This window comes from Pelosinus sp. sgz500959, from assembly GCF_042610375.1.
In the GTDB taxonomy this organism is placed as follows: domain Bacteria; phylum Bacillota; class Negativicutes; order DSM-13327; family DSM-13327; genus CTSoil-075.
Genome location: NZ_JBGJZL010000006.1, coordinates 16,540 through 34,443, shown reverse-complemented (window position 1 = coordinate 34,443; position 17,904 = coordinate 16,540). Strand labels below are relative to the sequence as shown.

At 37.1% G+C, this 17,904-nt stretch carries 17 protein-coding genes; 15 read left to right on the top strand and 2 right to left on the bottom strand.

Annotated elements, in window-relative coordinates; all coding sequences use genetic code 11:
• The first annotated feature begins 647 nt into the window (after nt 1-647).
• Both ACAN52_RS10770 and ACAN52_RS10765 read left to right on the top strand, forming a co-directional pair.
• The gene (locus tag ACAN52_RS10770; RefSeq protein WP_378954764.1) at nt 648-3,194 is read left to right on the top strand and encodes a glycyl radical protein; all 2,547 of its coding nucleotides are present in this window, start codon (nt 648-650) and stop codon (nt 3,192-3,194) included.
• Between the two features lie 186 nt (nt 3,195-3,380).
• Nucleotides 3,381-4,301: a glycyl-radical enzyme activating protein gene (locus ACAN52_RS10765; RefSeq protein ID WP_378954763.1), complete on the top strand. Its 921-nt coding sequence runs from the start codon at nt 3,381-3,383 to the stop codon at nt 4,299-4,301.
• A gap of 63 nt (nt 4,302-4,364) precedes the next feature.
• On the opposite strand, the gene ACAN52_RS10760 is transcribed toward ACAN52_RS10765, so the two are convergent.
• On the bottom strand, nt 4,365-5,147 hold the full coding sequence (locus ACAN52_RS10760) for a response regulator (RefSeq protein ID WP_378954762.1): 783 nt from the start codon (nt 5,145-5,147) through the stop codon (nt 4,365-4,367).
• A complete protein-coding gene (locus ACAN52_RS10755; RefSeq protein ID WP_378954761.1) occupies nt 5,135-6,385 on the bottom strand; it encodes a PocR ligand-binding domain-containing protein in 1,251 nt (416 codons plus the stop codon). Before ACAN52_RS10755 ends, ACAN52_RS10760 begins: the two co-directional genes overlap by 13 nt.
• A 270-nt stretch (nt 6,386-6,655) precedes the next feature.
• On the opposite strand from ACAN52_RS10755, the gene pduA reads away from it, so the two are divergent.
• The 13 genes from pduA to ACAN52_RS10690 all read left to right on the top strand — a co-directional run bounded on the left by pduA (nt 6,656) and on the right by ACAN52_RS10690 (nt 17,768).
• Nucleotides 6,656-6,952 carry a propanediol utilization microcompartment protein PduA gene (pduA, locus tag ACAN52_RS10750; RefSeq protein WP_378954760.1) on the top strand — a complete coding sequence of 99 codons (297 nt, stop codon included), beginning with the start codon at nt 6,656-6,658 and terminating at the stop codon, nt 6,950-6,952.
• Entirely contained in the window at nt 6,952-7,755 is an 804-nt protein-coding gene (gene pduB / locus ACAN52_RS10745; RefSeq protein ID WP_378955050.1) for a propanediol utilization microcompartment protein PduB, read from the top strand. The genes pduA and pduB overlap by 1 nt, the downstream gene beginning before the upstream one ends.
• 132 nt (nt 7,756-7,887) lie before the next feature.
• Complete coding sequence (locus tag ACAN52_RS10740; protein WP_378954759.1) at nt 7,888-8,691, top strand: BMC domain-containing protein; 804 nt, start codon at nt 7,888-7,890, stop codon at nt 8,689-8,691.
• Nucleotides 8,692-8,717: 26 nt separating this feature from the next.
• A complete protein-coding gene (locus ACAN52_RS10735) occupies nt 8,718-9,371 on the top strand; it encodes a phosphate propanoyltransferase (protein ID WP_378954758.1) in 654 nt (217 codons plus the stop codon).
• Between the two features lie 23 nt (nt 9,372-9,394).
• Nucleotides 9,395-10,138, top strand: a complete 744-nt coding sequence (locus tag ACAN52_RS10730; RefSeq protein ID WP_378954757.1) for a flavoprotein — start codon at nt 9,395-9,397, stop codon at nt 10,136-10,138.
• A 29-nt stretch (nt 10,139-10,167) separates the two neighbouring features.
• A complete protein-coding gene (locus ACAN52_RS10725) occupies nt 10,168-11,700 on the top strand; it encodes an acetaldehyde dehydrogenase (acetylating) (RefSeq protein ID WP_378954756.1) in 1,533 nt (510 codons plus the stop codon).
• Nucleotides 11,701-11,715: 15 nt separating this feature from the next.
• On the top strand, nt 11,716-11,976 hold the full coding sequence (locus ACAN52_RS10720) for a EutN/CcmL family microcompartment protein (RefSeq protein WP_378954755.1): 261 nt from the start codon (nt 11,716-11,718) through the stop codon (nt 11,974-11,976).
• 34 nt (nt 11,977-12,010) lie between these two features.
• Nucleotides 12,011-12,985 carry a hypothetical protein gene (locus ACAN52_RS10715; protein ID WP_378954754.1) on the top strand — a complete coding sequence of 325 codons (975 nt, stop codon included), beginning with the start codon at nt 12,011-12,013 and terminating at the stop codon, nt 12,983-12,985.
• Nucleotides 12,986-13,053: 68 nt separating this feature from the next.
• Nucleotides 13,054-14,385 (top strand): SLBB domain-containing protein, encoded by a 1,332-nt coding sequence (locus tag ACAN52_RS10710; RefSeq protein ID WP_378954752.1) that lies wholly within the window; start codon nt 13,054-13,056, stop codon nt 14,383-14,385.
• Nucleotides 14,386-14,404: 19 nt separating this feature from the next.
• A complete protein-coding gene (locus ACAN52_RS10705; RefSeq protein WP_378954751.1) occupies nt 14,405-14,956 on the top strand; it encodes a BMC domain-containing protein in 552 nt (183 codons plus the stop codon).
• 77 nt (nt 14,957-15,033) lie between these two features.
• The gene (locus ACAN52_RS10700) at nt 15,034-15,708 is read left to right on the top strand and encodes a superoxide dismutase (protein WP_378954750.1); all 675 of its coding nucleotides are present in this window, start codon (nt 15,034-15,036) and stop codon (nt 15,706-15,708) included.
• Nucleotides 15,709-16,114: 406 nt separating this feature from the next.
• The gene (locus ACAN52_RS10695) at nt 16,115-16,984 is read left to right on the top strand and encodes a LysR family transcriptional regulator (protein ID WP_378954749.1); all 870 of its coding nucleotides are present in this window, start codon (nt 16,115-16,117) and stop codon (nt 16,982-16,984) included.
• 91 nt (nt 16,985-17,075) lie between these two features.
• On the top strand, nt 17,076-17,768 hold the full coding sequence (locus ACAN52_RS10690; protein ID WP_378954748.1) for a 4Fe-4S double cluster binding domain-containing protein: 693 nt from the start codon (nt 17,076-17,078) through the stop codon (nt 17,766-17,768).
• The last annotated feature ends 136 nt before the right edge of the window (nt 17,769-17,904 follow it).

Genomic DNA, 17,904 nt, shown 5'->3' with positions numbered 1-17,904 from the left:
CCTCCTTATCATGTAATAACATCTTTATAATTAAGGGATTTTTCAGACAAATAGAAAATTTTGTAAAAAAAGGTCCCGAAAACAGTTTTTATTCTATAATAGGTTACATTGGTTGTCAATAATTTGATAAAGGGATTACGTATTGTAAAGTTCCTACAAAAATTTTCAGCGAGAATTTTTGTAGGAACTTTACAATTTAAAATGTATGATTTATGACTTTTCCTATAAAATTTTTAATAACAATCGATTAAATATATTGTAATAGTTAATGAAAATGAGATTTTACATCATAAAAGGTATGGTGAACTAATCAAAATGATTCCTTAAAAAGTTATTGCGTTTATTTTGCATGTAAGGTTTTAAAAAAAGAAATGTAAGTATTAAACTTTCACTTCGTAGGAAGGTTAGTTGGAAAAAAAAATATATAAAATTTAGATCTATTTAGCCTGCGGAAGTATACTAAGCAATATAATTTCTAAAATTTTGAAATTATATTGCTTAGTATTGAGGTTGTAAAATCAAAATAATACAATTCTGATTCTCTATAGAATACAAATTTTAGTCGAAATAGTAAAAAAATTAGAGATGGTATTTTATTAAAATTGGTAGTAAGGAAAAACTCCAATTTGAGAAAGGGGATTATTATAGTGGAAGAAGTCATTGGTCAAAATTATACTTCATTGCCAAGTAACAGAATTCAAGAGTTAATGGATGATTTATTATCAGTAACTCCGGCAATTGAGGCTGAGAGGGCAGTTCTGCTAACCGAGTCTTATAAAAACACGGAATCATATCCTACTATTATTCGTAAAGCAAAAGCCTTAGAAAATATTCTAAGTAAAATGACTATAGTTATTCGGAATAATGAGCTTATAGTTGGTAATCTAACCGTCCAGCCACGTGCCTCGCAAATTTTTCCCGAGTATTCAAATAAATGGGTAGCGGATGAATTTGAGCGTCTGGCAAAAAGAACAGGTGATGTATTTCTCATTGCAGAGGATGTTAAAGATCAGCTTCGTAATGTGTTCGGTTACTGGGATGGAAAAACCGTAAATGAGTTAGCGACTCAATATATGTTTAAAGAAACAAAAGACGCTATGGATGCGGGCGTTTTTACTGTAGGAAACTACTATTTTAATGGTGTTGGTCACATTTCTGTTGATTATGCAAAAGTATTGGCTAAAGGTTTTAATGGTATTATCGCGGAAGCTGAAGAAGCCATGGCCAAAGCAGAAAAATCTGACCCTGACTATATTAAGAAGAATCAATTTTTAACTGCCGTTATTATTTCGGCAAAGGCTGCCATTCAATATGCTAGTCGATTTTCTGAATTAGCCAAGAAATTAGCATCGCAGACTGTAGATCAACAACGAAAAAAAGAACTCTTGATCATCGCTGCAAATTGTCAACAAGTACCGGCAGAACCGGCACAGAATTTTTACGAAGCTTTACAATCTTTCTGGTTTATGCAGGCTATTATCCAAATTGAGTCGAACGGTCATTCTATTTCTCCAATGCGTTTTGATCAGTATATGTATCCTTATTTCCAAAAAGATATTGCTACAGGTAGCATGACTTACCAAGTAGCCCAAGAGTTACTTGATTGCTTGTGGGTGAAATTTAATGACGTAAATAAGGTTCGTGATGAAGGATCAACCAAGGCATTTGGCGGATATCCCATGTTCCAAAATCTGATCGTAGGCGGTCAGACGGCTGAGGGAAGCGATGCAACGAACGAATTATCCTTTATGTGTCTGGAAGCTACAGCACATACAAAACTTCCTCAACCTTCAATCTCCATAAGAGCATGGTCCCAGACTCCTGACGATTTACTTATTAAAGCATCAGAGGTAAGTCGACTAGGTTTAGGAATGCCTGCTTACTATAATGATGAGGTTATTATTACTTCTTTGACAAGCCGTGGAGTTACGTTGAAGGATGCTAGAGATTATGGGATCATTGGATGTGTTGAGCCGCAAAAAGGCGGTAAGACTGAGGGGTGGCATGATGCAGCTTTCTTTAACATGGCTAAAGTACTGGAGATTACCATTAATAATGGCGTCATTGATGGTAAAGAAATTGGTTTAAAAACGGGTAATTTTATCTCATTTACTTCTTTTGAAGAATTCGTAGATGCTTATCGAAAACAGATGGAATATTTCGTTAGCAAGCTAATCAATGCAGATAACTGTGTGGATCTTGCTCATGGAGAGCGTGCGCCTTTACCATTTTTATCATGCATGGTAGATGATTGCATTTCCAAAGGAAAATCGCTCCAAGAAGGTGGAGCACACTATAACTTTACTGGACCACAAGGGGTTGGGGTTGCCAACGTGGCAGATTCTTTGATGGCTATTAAAAAATTAGTGTTTGAAGAAAAAAGAATTACCTTACAAGAGTTAAAAGAAGCACTTGATAGTAATTTTGGTGCTGATGAGAAACAAAGCAAGCAATCCCTAATCAGTGGACTCGATCTCCAAAATCTCACTCAGGAAAATCTTGTAGAAGTTCTTAAAAAACTTGTAGAAGAGGTTAACAGTAGTAAAAAAGATTCCATTAGCTCCACGACCTCATCAAAATCAAAAGAAGATATGGAATATCTAAGACAAATGCTTGAGAACAGAGCTCCTAAATTTGGAAATGATATTCAAGAGGTCGATGATCTCGCTCGTGAAGCTGCCTTAATATATTGCCGAGAAGTTGAGAAATATGCTAATGTTCGTGGAGGACGTTTCCAACCAGGACTGTATCCTGTATCAGCAAATGTCCCAATGGGTGCTGGCACTGGTGCAACTCCTGATGGTAGAAAAGCGGGCGAAGCTTTAGCTGATGGAGTATCACCGTCATCAGGACGAGATAAAAATGGTCCAACTGCAGCCGCTAACTCTGTTGCAAAACTTGACCACTATGTAGCTTCTAATGGCACATTATTTAATCAGAAATTCCATCCTTCAGCCTTGGAGGGACAAAACGGTCTAGAGAACTTAGCATCATTAGTACGGTCTTTCTTTGATCAAAAAGGTTTGCATGTGCAATTTAATATTGTCAGTAGAGAAGTGCTTCTTGCAGCACAAAAAAATCCAGATCAATATAAAAATCTTGTAGTTCGTGTTGCTGGTTATAGTGCCCACTTTACGTCTCTCGATAAGTCTATCCAAAATGATATTATCCAGAGAACAGAACACGCTTTTTAATAACTAAGTAAAACAAAAATTGAGTTGAGGAGTAGTTTCTTCCAGGAAATACTCCTCAACTGTTTGATTACTCTCGTGAACGTAGAAAATTATATCTGATATTATGGCCAAAGTATTCAATTAATCATTTTGAGGAGCCCAGGAGAGATCTTATATTCCTTATTTTTGCGTTATCAGGAGGGTGAAATGAGAAAACAAGAATTAGAAACTAAAGGAATTATTTTTGACATCCAAAGATTTTCGGTACATGATGGCCCTGGAATAAGGACGTTAGTATTTTTAAAAGGTTGTCCCTTATCTTGTCGCTGGTGTAGTAATCCAGAATCTCAAGAGCAAGAACCACAGATCATGTTTGTTGAGCGTAATTGTTTACGGTGCAAACGCTGTGCTGAAGTTTGTCCATTAGGAGCAATCGAATTTACACCTATCTTTAAAAGGAATAGTGAGAAGTGTGTGCAATGTGAGAGTTGCATTGATGTTTGTTGCAGCAATGCACTCATTATGTCTGGTCGGTTGCAAAGTGTTGATCAAGTAATCAATGAGTTGGCTAAGGATAACATTCACTATAGACGTTCTGGAGGGGGAATAACCCTCTCAGGGGGAGAACCTCTATTCCAAGCTGAGTTTTCTCATCAAATACTTAAGGCATGCAAGGCTAAAGGATGGCATACGGCGATGGAGACAACAGGTTTTGCAAATGAAAGGGCATTAGAATTAGTTCTTCCCTGGCTAGATCTTGTATTGCTAGATATTAAACATTTGGATGACCAGAAGCATCAAAGTTATGTGGGACAATCGAATCAACTCATATTAAAAAATGCGGAGACAATTGGAAATTACCGAGTTCCAATTGTTGTGAGAGTTCCCGTAATTCCGGGTTTTAATGACAATCGGAAGGCTATCCAAGAGATCGCTGAGTTTGCTCGTAGTATTAAGCAAGTGACAGAGCTGCATCTTTTACCATATCATCGTCTTGGAGAACAGAAGTATCAATATCTGGAGAGAAAATATGAGATGGAAATGGTAAAACCTCTTACCAAGGATCAACTGAGTGAATTAAGAGATGTCGCAGTAGCAGCAGGACTACCGTGTAAAATTGGTGGATAAAGTAATGACAAAAATAGCTACTACCCTATGAGTTGTTTAGGGGAGTAGCTATTTATTGTCATACTAGATTTCGTTATAGTTGTTAGTGACAGATAAAAAATGATCATCTTTTCGTATCATCTGTTTGTATTTATTTGGAGGCTGATTTTCAAATTTTATAAATACTTTATTAAAATAGGCAGAATCAGAAAAACCAAGTTCGGTTGCGATTCGATGGATCGGATAATCTGTTTCGCTGAGGAGTCGCTTAGCTTTATCGATTTTGAGTTTTGCAACATACTCTGTAAAAGTGACTCCTACTTCTTTTTTAAAAAAACGACTAAAATATTGGGGGTTAAAATGGGCATATTCAGCAACAGTATTAAGATTCAATTGGGTACAGTAGTTATTTTGTATGTAATTTAAGACATTTTTTAAAATGTTTTCTCCACCTACAGTTAAAGGTTTATGATAGGAGTCCATTGTTTTATCTTTGGTTAATAACTCGATCGCATTATTGATTGAATTTTTGAGATCATCTGGTCTAACAGGCTTTAATAGATAATCGACGACTCCATATTTAATTGATTCTTGCGCATAACTAAAATCGCTGTACGCCGTTAGAATGATTGTCTTGATATGAGGAAAAATTCTAGCTATATTACGTTGCGCCTCAAGTCCTGTTGTTCCAGGCATCTTTATGTCCATAAGGATAATATCTGGCAGATAGAGTCGCACTTTTTCGATGGCATCCTTTCCATTTTTCGCATCTTCTACAAAGTCAATATTAAAGAAAGTTCTTTGAATAATTTTTCGTAAACCCCGTCTTTCTAAGGGTTCATCATCAACAATCATTAATTTATACATAGAAGTTTGCCACCTTCTTGTGAAAAATGTTTAATGCGGGGAATGCGGATGGTAACGCAAGTGCCAATATCAAGTGAACTTTCAATTGTCAAAGCAAAACGATCTCCGAAACAGCTTTTGAGTCGGTTGTACGTATTGAGTGTTCCAATCCCTATATTCGGATTTGATGTTTCTCCCATTTGTTGAATTGCTTTAAGTACATCTGGTTTAATTCCTTTTCCATTATCCGTAACTTTGATTTCTAATTCTTTTTTGGATACGAAATAGCCATCTATTCTAATTGTTCCACCTTCTGGTTTTGTTTCTAAGCCGTGGACCATACAGTTTTCCACGATAGGCTGAATAATCATAGAGGGGATACGATAATCCATAAGTGCTTCATCGATATTTAATTCATAGCTGATTCGATCACTGAATCGAAGACTTTGAATAAATAGGTAACGTTCAATATTACCAATATCAGCCCTGATCTTGGGGAAGTCTTCAATACTCTTTAGACTATATCGTAGTAGATCAGAGAGATGATAAATCAACTCTTCTGTCTGGGGCGCATCCTCAATGACAGCCATTCTAGCAATGGAGTTTAATGTATTAAAAAGAAAATGGGGGTTAATTTGAGCCTGAATTGTTTTTAGTTCCATTTTTTTTGCCGTTTGTTCAAGCAAATGTTTTTCTTTACTCTTTTGCAGTAACTGTTCTTGGATGAGTCGGTTAATTCCCATTTGAGCAATGTAATTAGCGAGAAAGGAATAACATTCAACTGTGTTTTCAAGATGTTCCCGTGAAACTAAAGGAATAAATTCAACGGCTACTTGTAAGGCTTCACGAGAAATGTGAAATTTTTCTGACAATTTCTCCACATCAATCGAGTCAATGGTTGACTCTCCTTTAATTAAGACCTGCCCGCCTAAGACAGAACCAATAAAATAATCGTTAACAATGATTGGTGCAGCACAATCTATTAAACCCGTATGGCATTGATAGATTCGTCGCTGCCTTTCTTCCATAGCGAGAAGGCCAGCTTGGCGGTCACATTCGATACATTGTTGCAGGCCCTTGGGGGAAGAACGAATCAGTCTACAAAAAGAGATAAAATTACTAGCTTTGCCGACGGGGACTCCATTGACGTCCGTTGTGATCTGAGGAATATCAACTAGTTTACCTAGTTTTTCCTGAAGATTATAGAGGGTATTAATGTCAATAATATCTGTTAATGTAATATTATTTGATAACTTCATATATAAACCTCCCATCCACAAATCAAATGATCTTTGCAAAATTCATTATTATAATAGCATCTTTTGTAAAAAAATTCAAAATATTTTGTTGGTTTTTATAAATATTTTGCGCTAAATAGTTGTAATTAAAAAAGACTAAGAAAGATATCAAAATAATACAAAAAATAAGATGGATATATTCCAATATTAAGTCAAAATAGTCAAAAAAGATGTTTAGATATAATACTACAATAAGATTAAGCATAGACCTAAAAAATATGGAGGTGCCTTATGGGACAAGAAGCATTAGGAATGATTGAAACGAAAGGGTTAGTGGGAGCAATCGAGGCTGCAGATTCAATGGTTAAAGCAGCAAATGTCACTTTAATTGGATATGACAAAATTGGATCAGGTCTTATCACTGTCATGGTCAGGGGTGATGTAGGCGCTGTCAAAGCTGCTACTGATGCTGGTGTCGTTGCAGCTAAACGAGTCGGTGAAGTGATTGCTGTACACGTAATTCCTAGACCACATACAGATGTAGAAAAAATGTTGCCAAAATTAACTGAGCAGTCAGCGGTGAAATGATGGATCAAGATCTTCTAAGTAAAATAGCTGAAGAAATAAAGAAAATGGTTGATGTAAAAAAAAATAGCTCTACGAATGAAAATAGAGAGAGGGTTGATGACGTAATGGCAGGTATGTCTTCTATAACTGAATATGTAGGTGTTGCGATTGGTGATACTGTTGGGCTCGTGATTGCCAATTTAGATCTTCATCTCCATGAAAAAATGGGTCTGGATCCTAAGTATCGTTCCATCGGTATTATTAGCGCACGAACTGGCGCAGGTCCGCAGATCTATGCGGCTGATGAAGCGGTTAAAGCTACAAACACTGAAATTGTTTCAATAGAACTTGCCAGAGATACTAAGGGTGGCGCTGGTCATGGGTGTATCATTATTTTTGCAGCTGAAGATGTTTCAGATGCAAGGAGAGCCGTTGAAGTTACGTTAAAAGAACTGGATAGAACCTTTGGTGATGTATATGCCTGTGATGCAGGACACATAGAACTTCAATATACTGCAAGAGCGAGTTTAGCATTGGAAAAAGCATTTAACGCTCCACTCGGAAAAGCTTTTGGTATTATTGTGGGGGCTCCAGCTGCAGTTGGACTTCTAATGGCAGATACTGCGATGAAGACCGCTAATGTTGATATCGTTACCTATTCTAGCCCTGATAAGGGGACTGCCCATTCAAATGAAATTATTATATCAATAACGGGAGATTCAGGGGCGGTCCGGCAATCAGTTATTTCAGCTCGTGAAATTGGTTTGGCAGTTCTCAAATCCATGGGGCAAAATCCAATATCTGTAACAAAACCGCAAATTTAGAAAAATTACCATAATGACTTAGCCCCTGATGATTGTATGTATTGTTAAAACACACTTCATCAGGGCAATTCATTTAATTTATATAGTAACAAGCTAGTTAGCAGTATAACACCATATAGGAGTGTTTATGTTATGAGGAGCCTACAAACACTTGGTTTAATTGAAGTCATAGGAATGGTAGCCGCTATCCAAGCAGCAGATATTTGTGCTAAAGCGGCTGATATCGAAATTATTGGATATGAAAAGATAAATAAGGGTTTAGTCACAGTAAAAATTCAAGGACATGTAGGAGCCGTAAAGGCCGCAATTGAGGCGGCTCGCATAGGCATCTTTCAAATGAACAAAGTTATTTCGACACTGATGATTCCAAGACCTGATGAAACGATCATTTCGATGATTATGTCGAGAGACACTATCGGAATACATAATCAGCCTCTAGAATCCAGTGAAACGGTCATTATTCCTGATCAGAATGAGAAAACTGTAGAGTGCAGTGCGATAGAAATTGAACAACAGCTGAGCAACTTCACTAGCTGCTTGGACGATGTAAAGTCAGAGACTTATCAGGCAGAATTTGATTCTGTAGTAGTAGAAGGAAAGAATCAGTGCGAGCGTCAAGAGACGCAGCCTAAGCAAGATATCGAAGCAAATAAAGATGACGAGCAAGAGCGTAACCAAGAGTTGTCCGTAAATCAAAAGCAGTCCATCCCTATTATTACAAAGAAAGATGATGATTATAGTAGCCAACAAGTAGAGCAAAAAAATAGTAGCTTGCCTGAGACGGATACTAGTAATGTGCTGAAAAATCATGCTACATCGAATAGTACTGGGGATGGAAAAATGAAAGATAAAAAATGTAATTTATGCCATGACCCTAAATGTCCCCGAGAAAAAGGACAACCCAATAAATTATGCCTGTATTATGAGAAGAAATAAATCAGATCGAGGGAATGGTTTTTACTATGAAAATTGACGAAATGCTTATTAATGAACTTGCTGTGGAAATCGCCATGAGAGCCGCGATAAAAGATAGAAGTTATTGTATACCAATCGGTGTTTCCAATCGGCATATCCATCTTACGCAAGATGATTTGGAAGTATTATTTGGCATAGGATACGAACTTAAGGTGAAAAAATCCTTGAAGCAGATAGGGCAATTTGCTGCAGAGGAAACGGTGTGTATAACCGGACCTAAAGGCTGTTTCAATAACGTAAGAATTCTCGGACCTGTTAGAAAATATAGTCAAATTGAAATATCAAAAACCGATGCTTTTACATTAGGGATTAAAAGTCCAGTTCGAAATTCAGGCGATACAAAAGGTTCTGGAAACCTGTGTGTGATGGGGACAAAAGGCTCCTTGCTACTCAATGAAAAAGTTATTTGTGCAAAGAGGCATCTTCATATGCCAGAAAATGAAGCAGTCAGATTTGGAGTCCAAGATGGTGATTTGGTTAGCATAGAGACAAGTGGGGAAAACAAGGTGACATTTCACGATGTTTTGATCAGAATCAGCAATGATGCCACTCTAGAATTTCATATCGATACTGATGAGGCAAATGCTGGCGGAATCAAAAATAATGATTGTGCTAGCATCACCAGAAAAAATACGCGGTAATCAGTTACAATGGAGGCTAGAATTTGAGTGTTGAAGACTTAATAAAAGAATTGCTTCGCGAACTGCTGCCACTGGTGAAAAAACGCATTTTAGTCATGTTCAGTGGTGGAACTGTTAATTTAGAATTACTATTAGACATTTTAATCGAGGTAAATTTGAATGATTATGATCTTGTAATCTCTGAGAATGCACAGCAGATCATCAATCAAGATTTACTCAAGACATTAAAAGGTAATACGGTTACTTCTATGGTTGATTTGGAGGTAGCGATAAAAAAAGCAGATTTTGTTTTGATACCAGTATTATCTCGGAATACCTTAAGTAAAATCGCACTTGGCATATCTGATAATTTATTAACAACGGGGATATCTAGAGCGTTAATGATGAACAAAGAAATTGTTATAGTGAGAGATAGCTACGATCCGCAGAATTCAGTGAATATTGCTAAGGGGTTATCAAAGAATGTAGCATATAACGCTATGATCATGAATTATGAGAAGCAATTAGAAAGTATGGATGTTAAATTTATTGATACAGGGGAATTTAGAATGGCTGTTGAGGGAAATAGCCTTAAAAAAGTACCAGTGGTACAAAGTGTAGAAGGAGGGGGTTTCTGTAATCACTCAATTTTAACGTTGAGTGATATCAATGGAAACGATAGTAATAGTGTTTTAAAAATACGGGAAAGCACAATCATTACACCCCTTGCCAGAGATTACATTCAAAGCAAAGGAATAAAGCTGGAATTTCAATCAATTAGTTCGTAAGGATCATATATAAATAGGAGGCTATCATCATGGACATGGCATTAGTAGATCAAGATCTCAGATCGATCCAGGAAACTCGTCAGATTGTTGCTAAGGCTCATCAAGCACAGAATATCTATAAAAGTTTTTCGCAAAGCCAGATTGATATAATTATTGAAAAAATGGCCATTGCCGCTGAGAAAGAAGCAACAAGACTTGCCAAATTAGCTAAAGAAGAAACTGGTTATGGTCGATGGCAAGACAAAGTCATTAAAAATCAGTTTGCTAGCAAAGTTGTATATAACAATATAAAAGATTTAAAAACGGTTGGTATCATTAAAGAAGATACAGCTAATAAGGTGATGGATATTGCAGTACCCGTCGGGGTTATTGCCGGTTTAATTCCATCGACAAATCCGACTTCGACTACAATCTATAAAGCACTTATTGCACTAAAGGCTGGTAATGGGATCGTATTTTCTCCCCATCCGTCGGCGCGAAAATGCATTATGGAGACTGTCAATATTTTGAGTAAAGCCGCCACTGAAGCTGGCGCTCCTGAAGGAATCATCGGCTGTTTGACGGTGCTTTCATTAGAAGGAACAAACACCTTGATGCGACATAAGGATATTGCCTTGATTTTAGCAACAGGCGGGGAAGCAATGGTAAAGGCAGCTTACAGTTCTGGTAATCCAGCCATTGGCGTTGGACCGGGGAATGGACCTGCTTTTATTGAAAAAACGGCAGATATTAAGATGGCTGTCAAGAGAATTATCGATAGCAAGACTTTTGATAACGGTGTCATTTGTGCATCGGAGCAATCTATCGTTATTGAAAGCATCATTAAAGAACAGGTCGTCTTAGAACTCCAAAAACAAGGTGGACATTTTTTAAATCCCAGTGAATCAGAGAAATTAGGCAAATATTTATTAAGAGCCAATGGTACTATTAATCCGCAAATTGTAGGAAAAAGCGCCGAAGAACTAGCAGCGATTGTAGGAATTACGATTCCTGTTGGTACGAAAATTTTAATGTCAGCACAAACGACTGTAAGTAAAGAAAATCCTTATTCAAGAGAGAAGTTAGCTCCAATCTTAGCATTTTATATTGAACAAGATTGGGAAAGTGCATGTGAAAGATGTATTGAATTATTGCAAAATGAGGGTCAAGGTCATACTTTAATCATTCATTCAAGTAATAATGAAGTGATCAGAGAGTTTGCTCTGAGAAAACCCGTTTCAAGATTACTGGTCAACACTCCTGGTGCACTGGGAGGTATTGGTGGGACTACCAATCTCTTTCCAGCTTTAACTCTTGGGTGCGGCGCTGTGGGCGGTAGCTCGACTTCTGATAATGTTGGGCCAATGAATTTATTAAATATTAAACGATTGGCTTATGGTATAAAAGAGCTAGATGACCTTAAAGATCATGGAACGTCTAGTGAATCTCAGTCTTTACCCGAAGAAGAAGTGATCCGATTATTACTGCAAAAAACGAATTGTGATGGGCGGCTTACAGGTGAAGAATTAGAAGAAATGCTTAAAAATATTCTCCAAAAATTAAGTGATCGTTCTATTTCATAAAGGAGTCGAAAAAAGATGTTTGTAGCAAAAGTAGTCGGTAAGGTGATTTCAACCCAAAAGAGCGAACACTTATTAGGAGCAAAATTACTCATTATCAAACCCGTAGATGATAACTACAATACAATTGAAGATGATGCCGTCGTTGCTGTAGATACAGTAGGGGCGGGGTATGGAGAATATGTTCTGATTGCATGGGGGCACTCCTTTTGCTCTGAAAAACAAATATCTGCTGACTTGTGTATCGTAGGTATTGTAGACGAAATACAGCGAGAATAAATGCTACTATTATTATCTAAAAGGAGCAGTAGATATGAAAGGTACAATTGCTAACTATTCTGACCATTATTCTGGATCTGCATGGAAAGAAAAACCTGAAGGAAAAAGAAAAAAAACTGCTTACAGGAGCGAGAATACCATATCAGCAAAAGGTTTCTTTAATAGGACTCAAAAAGGATTAGTTGATTTACTTAAATTTGAGCAAGAATTAGATTTTTTACCAACTCTCAATTCACCACTGCAAAGGATGCACCTGTGTGTAGAAGAAGTATCGCAAGATTCTGTTGAACGCTTAGTATCTCTAGGAGAATGTGCTGCAAAATCTCTCGATCATATTAGGCAACTTAAAACTAAGATATCTGGTACAAAGGCTAAAGAACAAATTAAGACGGTTGTATTAGAAAGTACGACTTCTCTCAATATTGGATATGTGGGCTACTCAGTAACTAATAGTCAGGAAATACTAGCATCCTTAGCTCAACACTATAGTCAAGGCAGGCTTGCAGGGCTGATTTATCTAGGTGGTTTTGGATGGTCTGCTGATACTTCCAGTGACGAATATATAACGATAGCAAAGAAACTTGTTGAGCGGGGATATCTTGTAATATCAGCAGGCTGTGTTAGCGCAGCATTGATTGCTTCAGGATTATGTCATCCCAATTATAATAATGGATATTTTCCTTTGAGAGATGTACTTCCAGTAGGTACTCCACCTATTCTTCATATTGGAACATCTCATGATGCTGGTGAATTTGTTTGTATCGCACAAGCTGCAGGTGAATTGCCAGTATTCGCGATACTAACTGGAAATGAATATAATAGAAAGCTAGTGACTGCAGTTGCATTTGCTACTATGGGAATAAACACCTGGATTGATCAAAAAAATCTTTTTGATAATCATGTGATATCCAGCTGGTTAAGTCATGGACTTGCTGATAATTGTGGAACGCAGCTATTGCCGTTTATAAGTGTAGAAGATTTTCTTCATCATTTGGATGATGCTAATTAAATACTAGTGCATTCCTTGTGCTTTGAGTACACGGTAAATCATATGAAACCACGAAGGAGTAGGTCGCCATGCGGGAAAACATTATTGCTGCAGTAAAAGCGGCAGGAGTAGTCGGAGCCGGCGGTGCTGGCTTCCCTACTTATGTTAAAATTAATGCTGACGTTGATACCGTAATTGTTAATGGAGCTGAATGTGAACCATTGCTTAGAGCACATCAACTCATTATGGCTAGTGAAAGTGATAAACTAATTACTGGCCTAAAGATAATTATGCAGGCTACTGGCGCGCAACGTGGAGTTATTGGACTAAAACGCAAATATGAAGATGCAGTACGTAAGCTTGAAGAAGAGTTAAAAAAAACAAATGAGCAAAATATTGAACTGTTCTTTTTACCTGATATTTATCCAGCGGGTGACGAGCAGGTACTTGTTTTTGAAGTGACTGGCCGAATTGTTCCAGAGGGAGGCATTCCATTACATGTTGGTGTTGTCGTTGCTAATGTTGAGACATTGATAAATGTAGCACAAGCGGTTTCAGGCCAGCCGGTAATTGAAAAGTATGTTACTGTAACGGGCGCAGTGAATAAACCGGGAACTTTTAAAGTACCAATTGGTATGATCATACGTGAATTGATTGAGTTGGCTGGAGGGACATCAATGCCCAATTATGCAGTTGTGGATGGCGGTCCTATGATGGGAAAAATGACTACTGCCGATCGAGCCGTTACTAAAACAACTGGTGGCATTATCGTGTTACCTCAAGACCATTCATTAGTAACTCAAAAAAATATGCCTTGGTCGGTTATCGTCAACCGAGCTAAAGCTGTTTGCTGTAATTGTCGGGCGTGTACTGATAGTTGTCCTCGTAATTTACTGGGTCATAGTCTGGAGCCGCATCGGGTCATGCAGGCTGTTGGGAAAGGACAATATAACATGGCAGATGTTCTTACCAAAGCTTTTTTGTGCTCAGAATGCGGTTTATGCGACACCTTTGGCTGCACTATGGGATTATCACCCCGCCGTGTTAATGCTGAATTAAAACGGCAATTTGGTCAGTCACGTATTAAAAATCCCCACAATGCCGCACCTGAAAAGTCTCGTATAAATCGAGAATATCGTCTTATTCCTACTAAACGATTGCTTTATCGTTTAGGTCTAGATGGATATGATGTCAAAGCACCCTTGAACACTGAGGCGGTTATAACAAAAGATGTAAGGATACAACTTTCGCAACACATTGGAGCTCCAGCGCAACCGATTGTTCATACGGGTGATTTTGTCAATAAAGGTGATCTAATTGCCGTAATACCAGAAGGAGCAGCGGTAGGTATGAATCTACACGCTAGTATTTCAGGACAAGTGTATGCTATCGACGGTTGGATTGGCATTCAAAGTGTGTAATGCAGTAGGGGGAGAGTAAATGAGACGTGCTATCGGACTATTAGAAGTTAAAAATATAACCAAGGGGATTTTAGTGGCCGATGCCATGTTAAAAGCGGCCAATGTTGATTTAATTCTATCTCAACCTATGTGTCCAGGTAAGTATATTGTTATGGTGGGCGGAGACGTAGGCGCAGTGAAGAGTTCAGTTCAAAGTGGTAAGAACGTTGGTGGAACAGAGAATATAGTAGATGAATTCGTACTTCCTAATATTCATGGCGATGTATTTCGAGCATTGTCAGGTTGTACAGAAGTAACGCAGATAAACTCTTTAGGCATAATTGAGAGCTATTCGGTGGCGTCAGCAATTGTAGCTGCTGATGCAGCTGCAAAAACAGCTGTTGTCCAGTTACTTGAAGTTCGTTTAGCTCGTGGTATGGGAGGAAAAGCCCTGGTATCTCTAACTGGTGAGGTAGGTGCAGTAAAGGCTGCTATTCGTGCAGGCTGCCAAATTATACAAGACAGTGGTTTCCTGGTTGATCAACTTGTCATTGCAGCACCACACCATAGTCTTCATCAATCATTATTTTAAAAAACATCACCTACCTCCCGCAGGGTCAATATAATATAAGAAAACGATAAGTAAATATTTTAGGGAGGGGTAAAATTTTGGACAACAAAGTCTCAGGTGAGTATATACCAGCGGGTAAACATAAATTACCACCATTGCCTTATTCATATGATGCACTTGAACCAATTATTAGCCATACTACGCTTAAGTATCATCACGACCATCATCACAAATCTTATGTAGATGGTTTAAATAAAGCTGAATTGGCTCTTGTCGAAGCACGGCGAAAAAATGATCTTACATTCATAAAATACTGGGAAAATGAATTAGCATTTAATGGTTCGGGGCACATTTTGCATAGTATTTATTGGACAGTGATGGCACCAGTACGATTTCAAAGTGAGCCTGGTCGACGTACAATAAAAGAGATCAATAAATATTTTGGGAATTTTGATGCATTTATCGACCAATTTGCCACTGCAACCACTAAGGTAGAGGCCTCTGGATGGGGAATACTTGTGTGGAATCCAGCCTGGAACCACCTTGAAATTCTTACTGCGGAAAAACATCAGAACCTTACGCAATGGGGGGCAATCCCCATCATGGTAACCGATGTATGGGAACATGCTTATTATCTCGATTATCAATATGATCGTGAGAAATATGTCAGAGAATGGCTAAAATTAATAAATTGGTTTGAGGTTGAAAAACGTCTTAGATTAGCAATGCAAGGGCAACTACCTTTATTGCTGGCAGACTATGAGTGTGAATAATAAGGATTGCTAGCTAATACTGCCTTTGTGCAGGATTAGCTTTTATTTATTTGCTTCAAATTTTAAATAAGATTGAACTGTATGATTTTTTAAATCTTATTGTCCCTTGCTTTATTTGATCATTTACATGTATGCTTAGCATAAATAATGAGTGAAGTTTGATTAAATGGTGATGATTTCATAGCCGTTCCTTTTGAAGTAAATGAGGAAATTCATATCGGAACGATAACACATAAAAACATAACGTTGAGTCGATTAGGAGAAATTTATTTAGAGGCATTAAAGAAAATTGTAGATAAATAGAAAAACTTATTATAGGATGATATATAAATCAAAATGATATTAAAAAACGAGAATCATATAGCGGTATACTGTTTGAAAAAAGAATACTTATTCGAGGTGCTTTGTGGACATTCGCTTATTAAAAACATTTTGTGCAGTTGCAAAACTTGAAAACATTACGCAAGCTGCAGAATTACTTAATTTTACCCAACCAACTGTTTCGGCTCAAATTCGCACTTTAGAAGAACATTTTGGGGTGCAATTATTTGAACGTATTGGTAAAAAAATTTACATTACCAATGCTGGTAAGTCTCTCATTGATCCTTCGGAAAAAATCCTCAAAATTTATAGTGAAACTGTTACCCAATTTAATTGTTTTTCAGAAGTTCAATATACAAGAATTGGTATATCAACTAGCTATATCAATTCCTTACTTTCTCCTGCATTGCTACAATTACAAACAAATAGCACTACAGGGAAAATTAACGTAGAAATCTGCTTAAATTCCAGTTGTGTCCTTGATGGAATTAATAATAATAAATATGATATCGGGATTGTCCATGACTTTATTTCTGAGAAATACTTAAATACGGTTATGATTAATTCTGAAGAACTAGTTTGGGTTGGACATGAAAATGTTATTAAAGATAGGGATTGTCCTCAAATTGATGATTGTGCAGTCATTAATTTTCGGCAGGGATGTACTTTCCGTATCTTGTGTGATCAATTCTTGCAAAAGCGTGGGTTGAATTCGACTTTTGAATATAGTGATTTTGAGGCTGTAAAAAATGCAATGGCTGAAGGTTTGGGGATCGCGCTACTTCCAAGAAGCGTTGTAGAGAATCTTATTAAAGAAAATGATAAGTTTTATATATTTGAAGAAGTAAGCCATTTAGAAATTCCACTTTTTACGATTACTCGTAAGGATAAATATCGATCAACCACAGTACAAACTTTACTGAAATTACTTCAAGATAATAAGGTGACTATATAAAATTATTTTATTTTACTCATCATGTTTTTCAATTTCAAAAAATAGCCGCTCTTCAGTATAATATGAGTAAGAAGTGGTGGAGGGTACAAATATGAAAACAACTGATTTAGAAACACAAAATTATCTCACAGATAGAGTAAGAACATTTGGTGACGTATTATATGGATTTGCTTACGTAGGTGATATCGCTCCAAGTAAAATTAGACATCTTCCATATGCAATAACAATTGGGATACCTATTTCTCCACCGATTGTTAACAATATTGTGACTGGGCCTAACCAAGCCTATTATGATGAATATCTTAGCCTAAATGATAGGCTTGATGTGATAACGGAGCAGCTAAAAACTGACATAGAAGAAAGAGGATACCGAGCCTATGCGATATCTTCTTCCCAAAGAACTGATTTTGTTAATATTAGCGGTGAATTTCCTCATAAATCGGCTGCTGTAAGGGGCGGGTTAGGATGGATCGGAAAAAGCTCTCTTTTAATAACAAAAAAATATGGTCCAAGAGTTAGATTATCAACCATATTTACTGATATTCCATTTCAAACTAATGCTTTACTCGAAAAAAACTATTGTGGTAAATGTAGAAAATGTGTTGATGGATGCCCCGCAAATGCCATTGTGGGAAATCTTTGGAGTGATGGAGTGCCAAGGGAATCCTTAGTTAATGTACAAAGATGTGATGTATGGAAAATAAATAACTACCCACAATTTAATGGGCATGTCTGTGGTATCTGTGTTGCTGTTTGTCCTCATGGAAGTAAAGAAAGAATATAAAAAATGTTTACTATAGGTAATAAAAAAAGTATTAGCGTAATGCTGATACTTTTTTTACGTATATTAATTGTTAATATACTATTGATGTTATGTTTATGAAGACCATTTTTACATACTCCAAAAAGATCCTATGCAA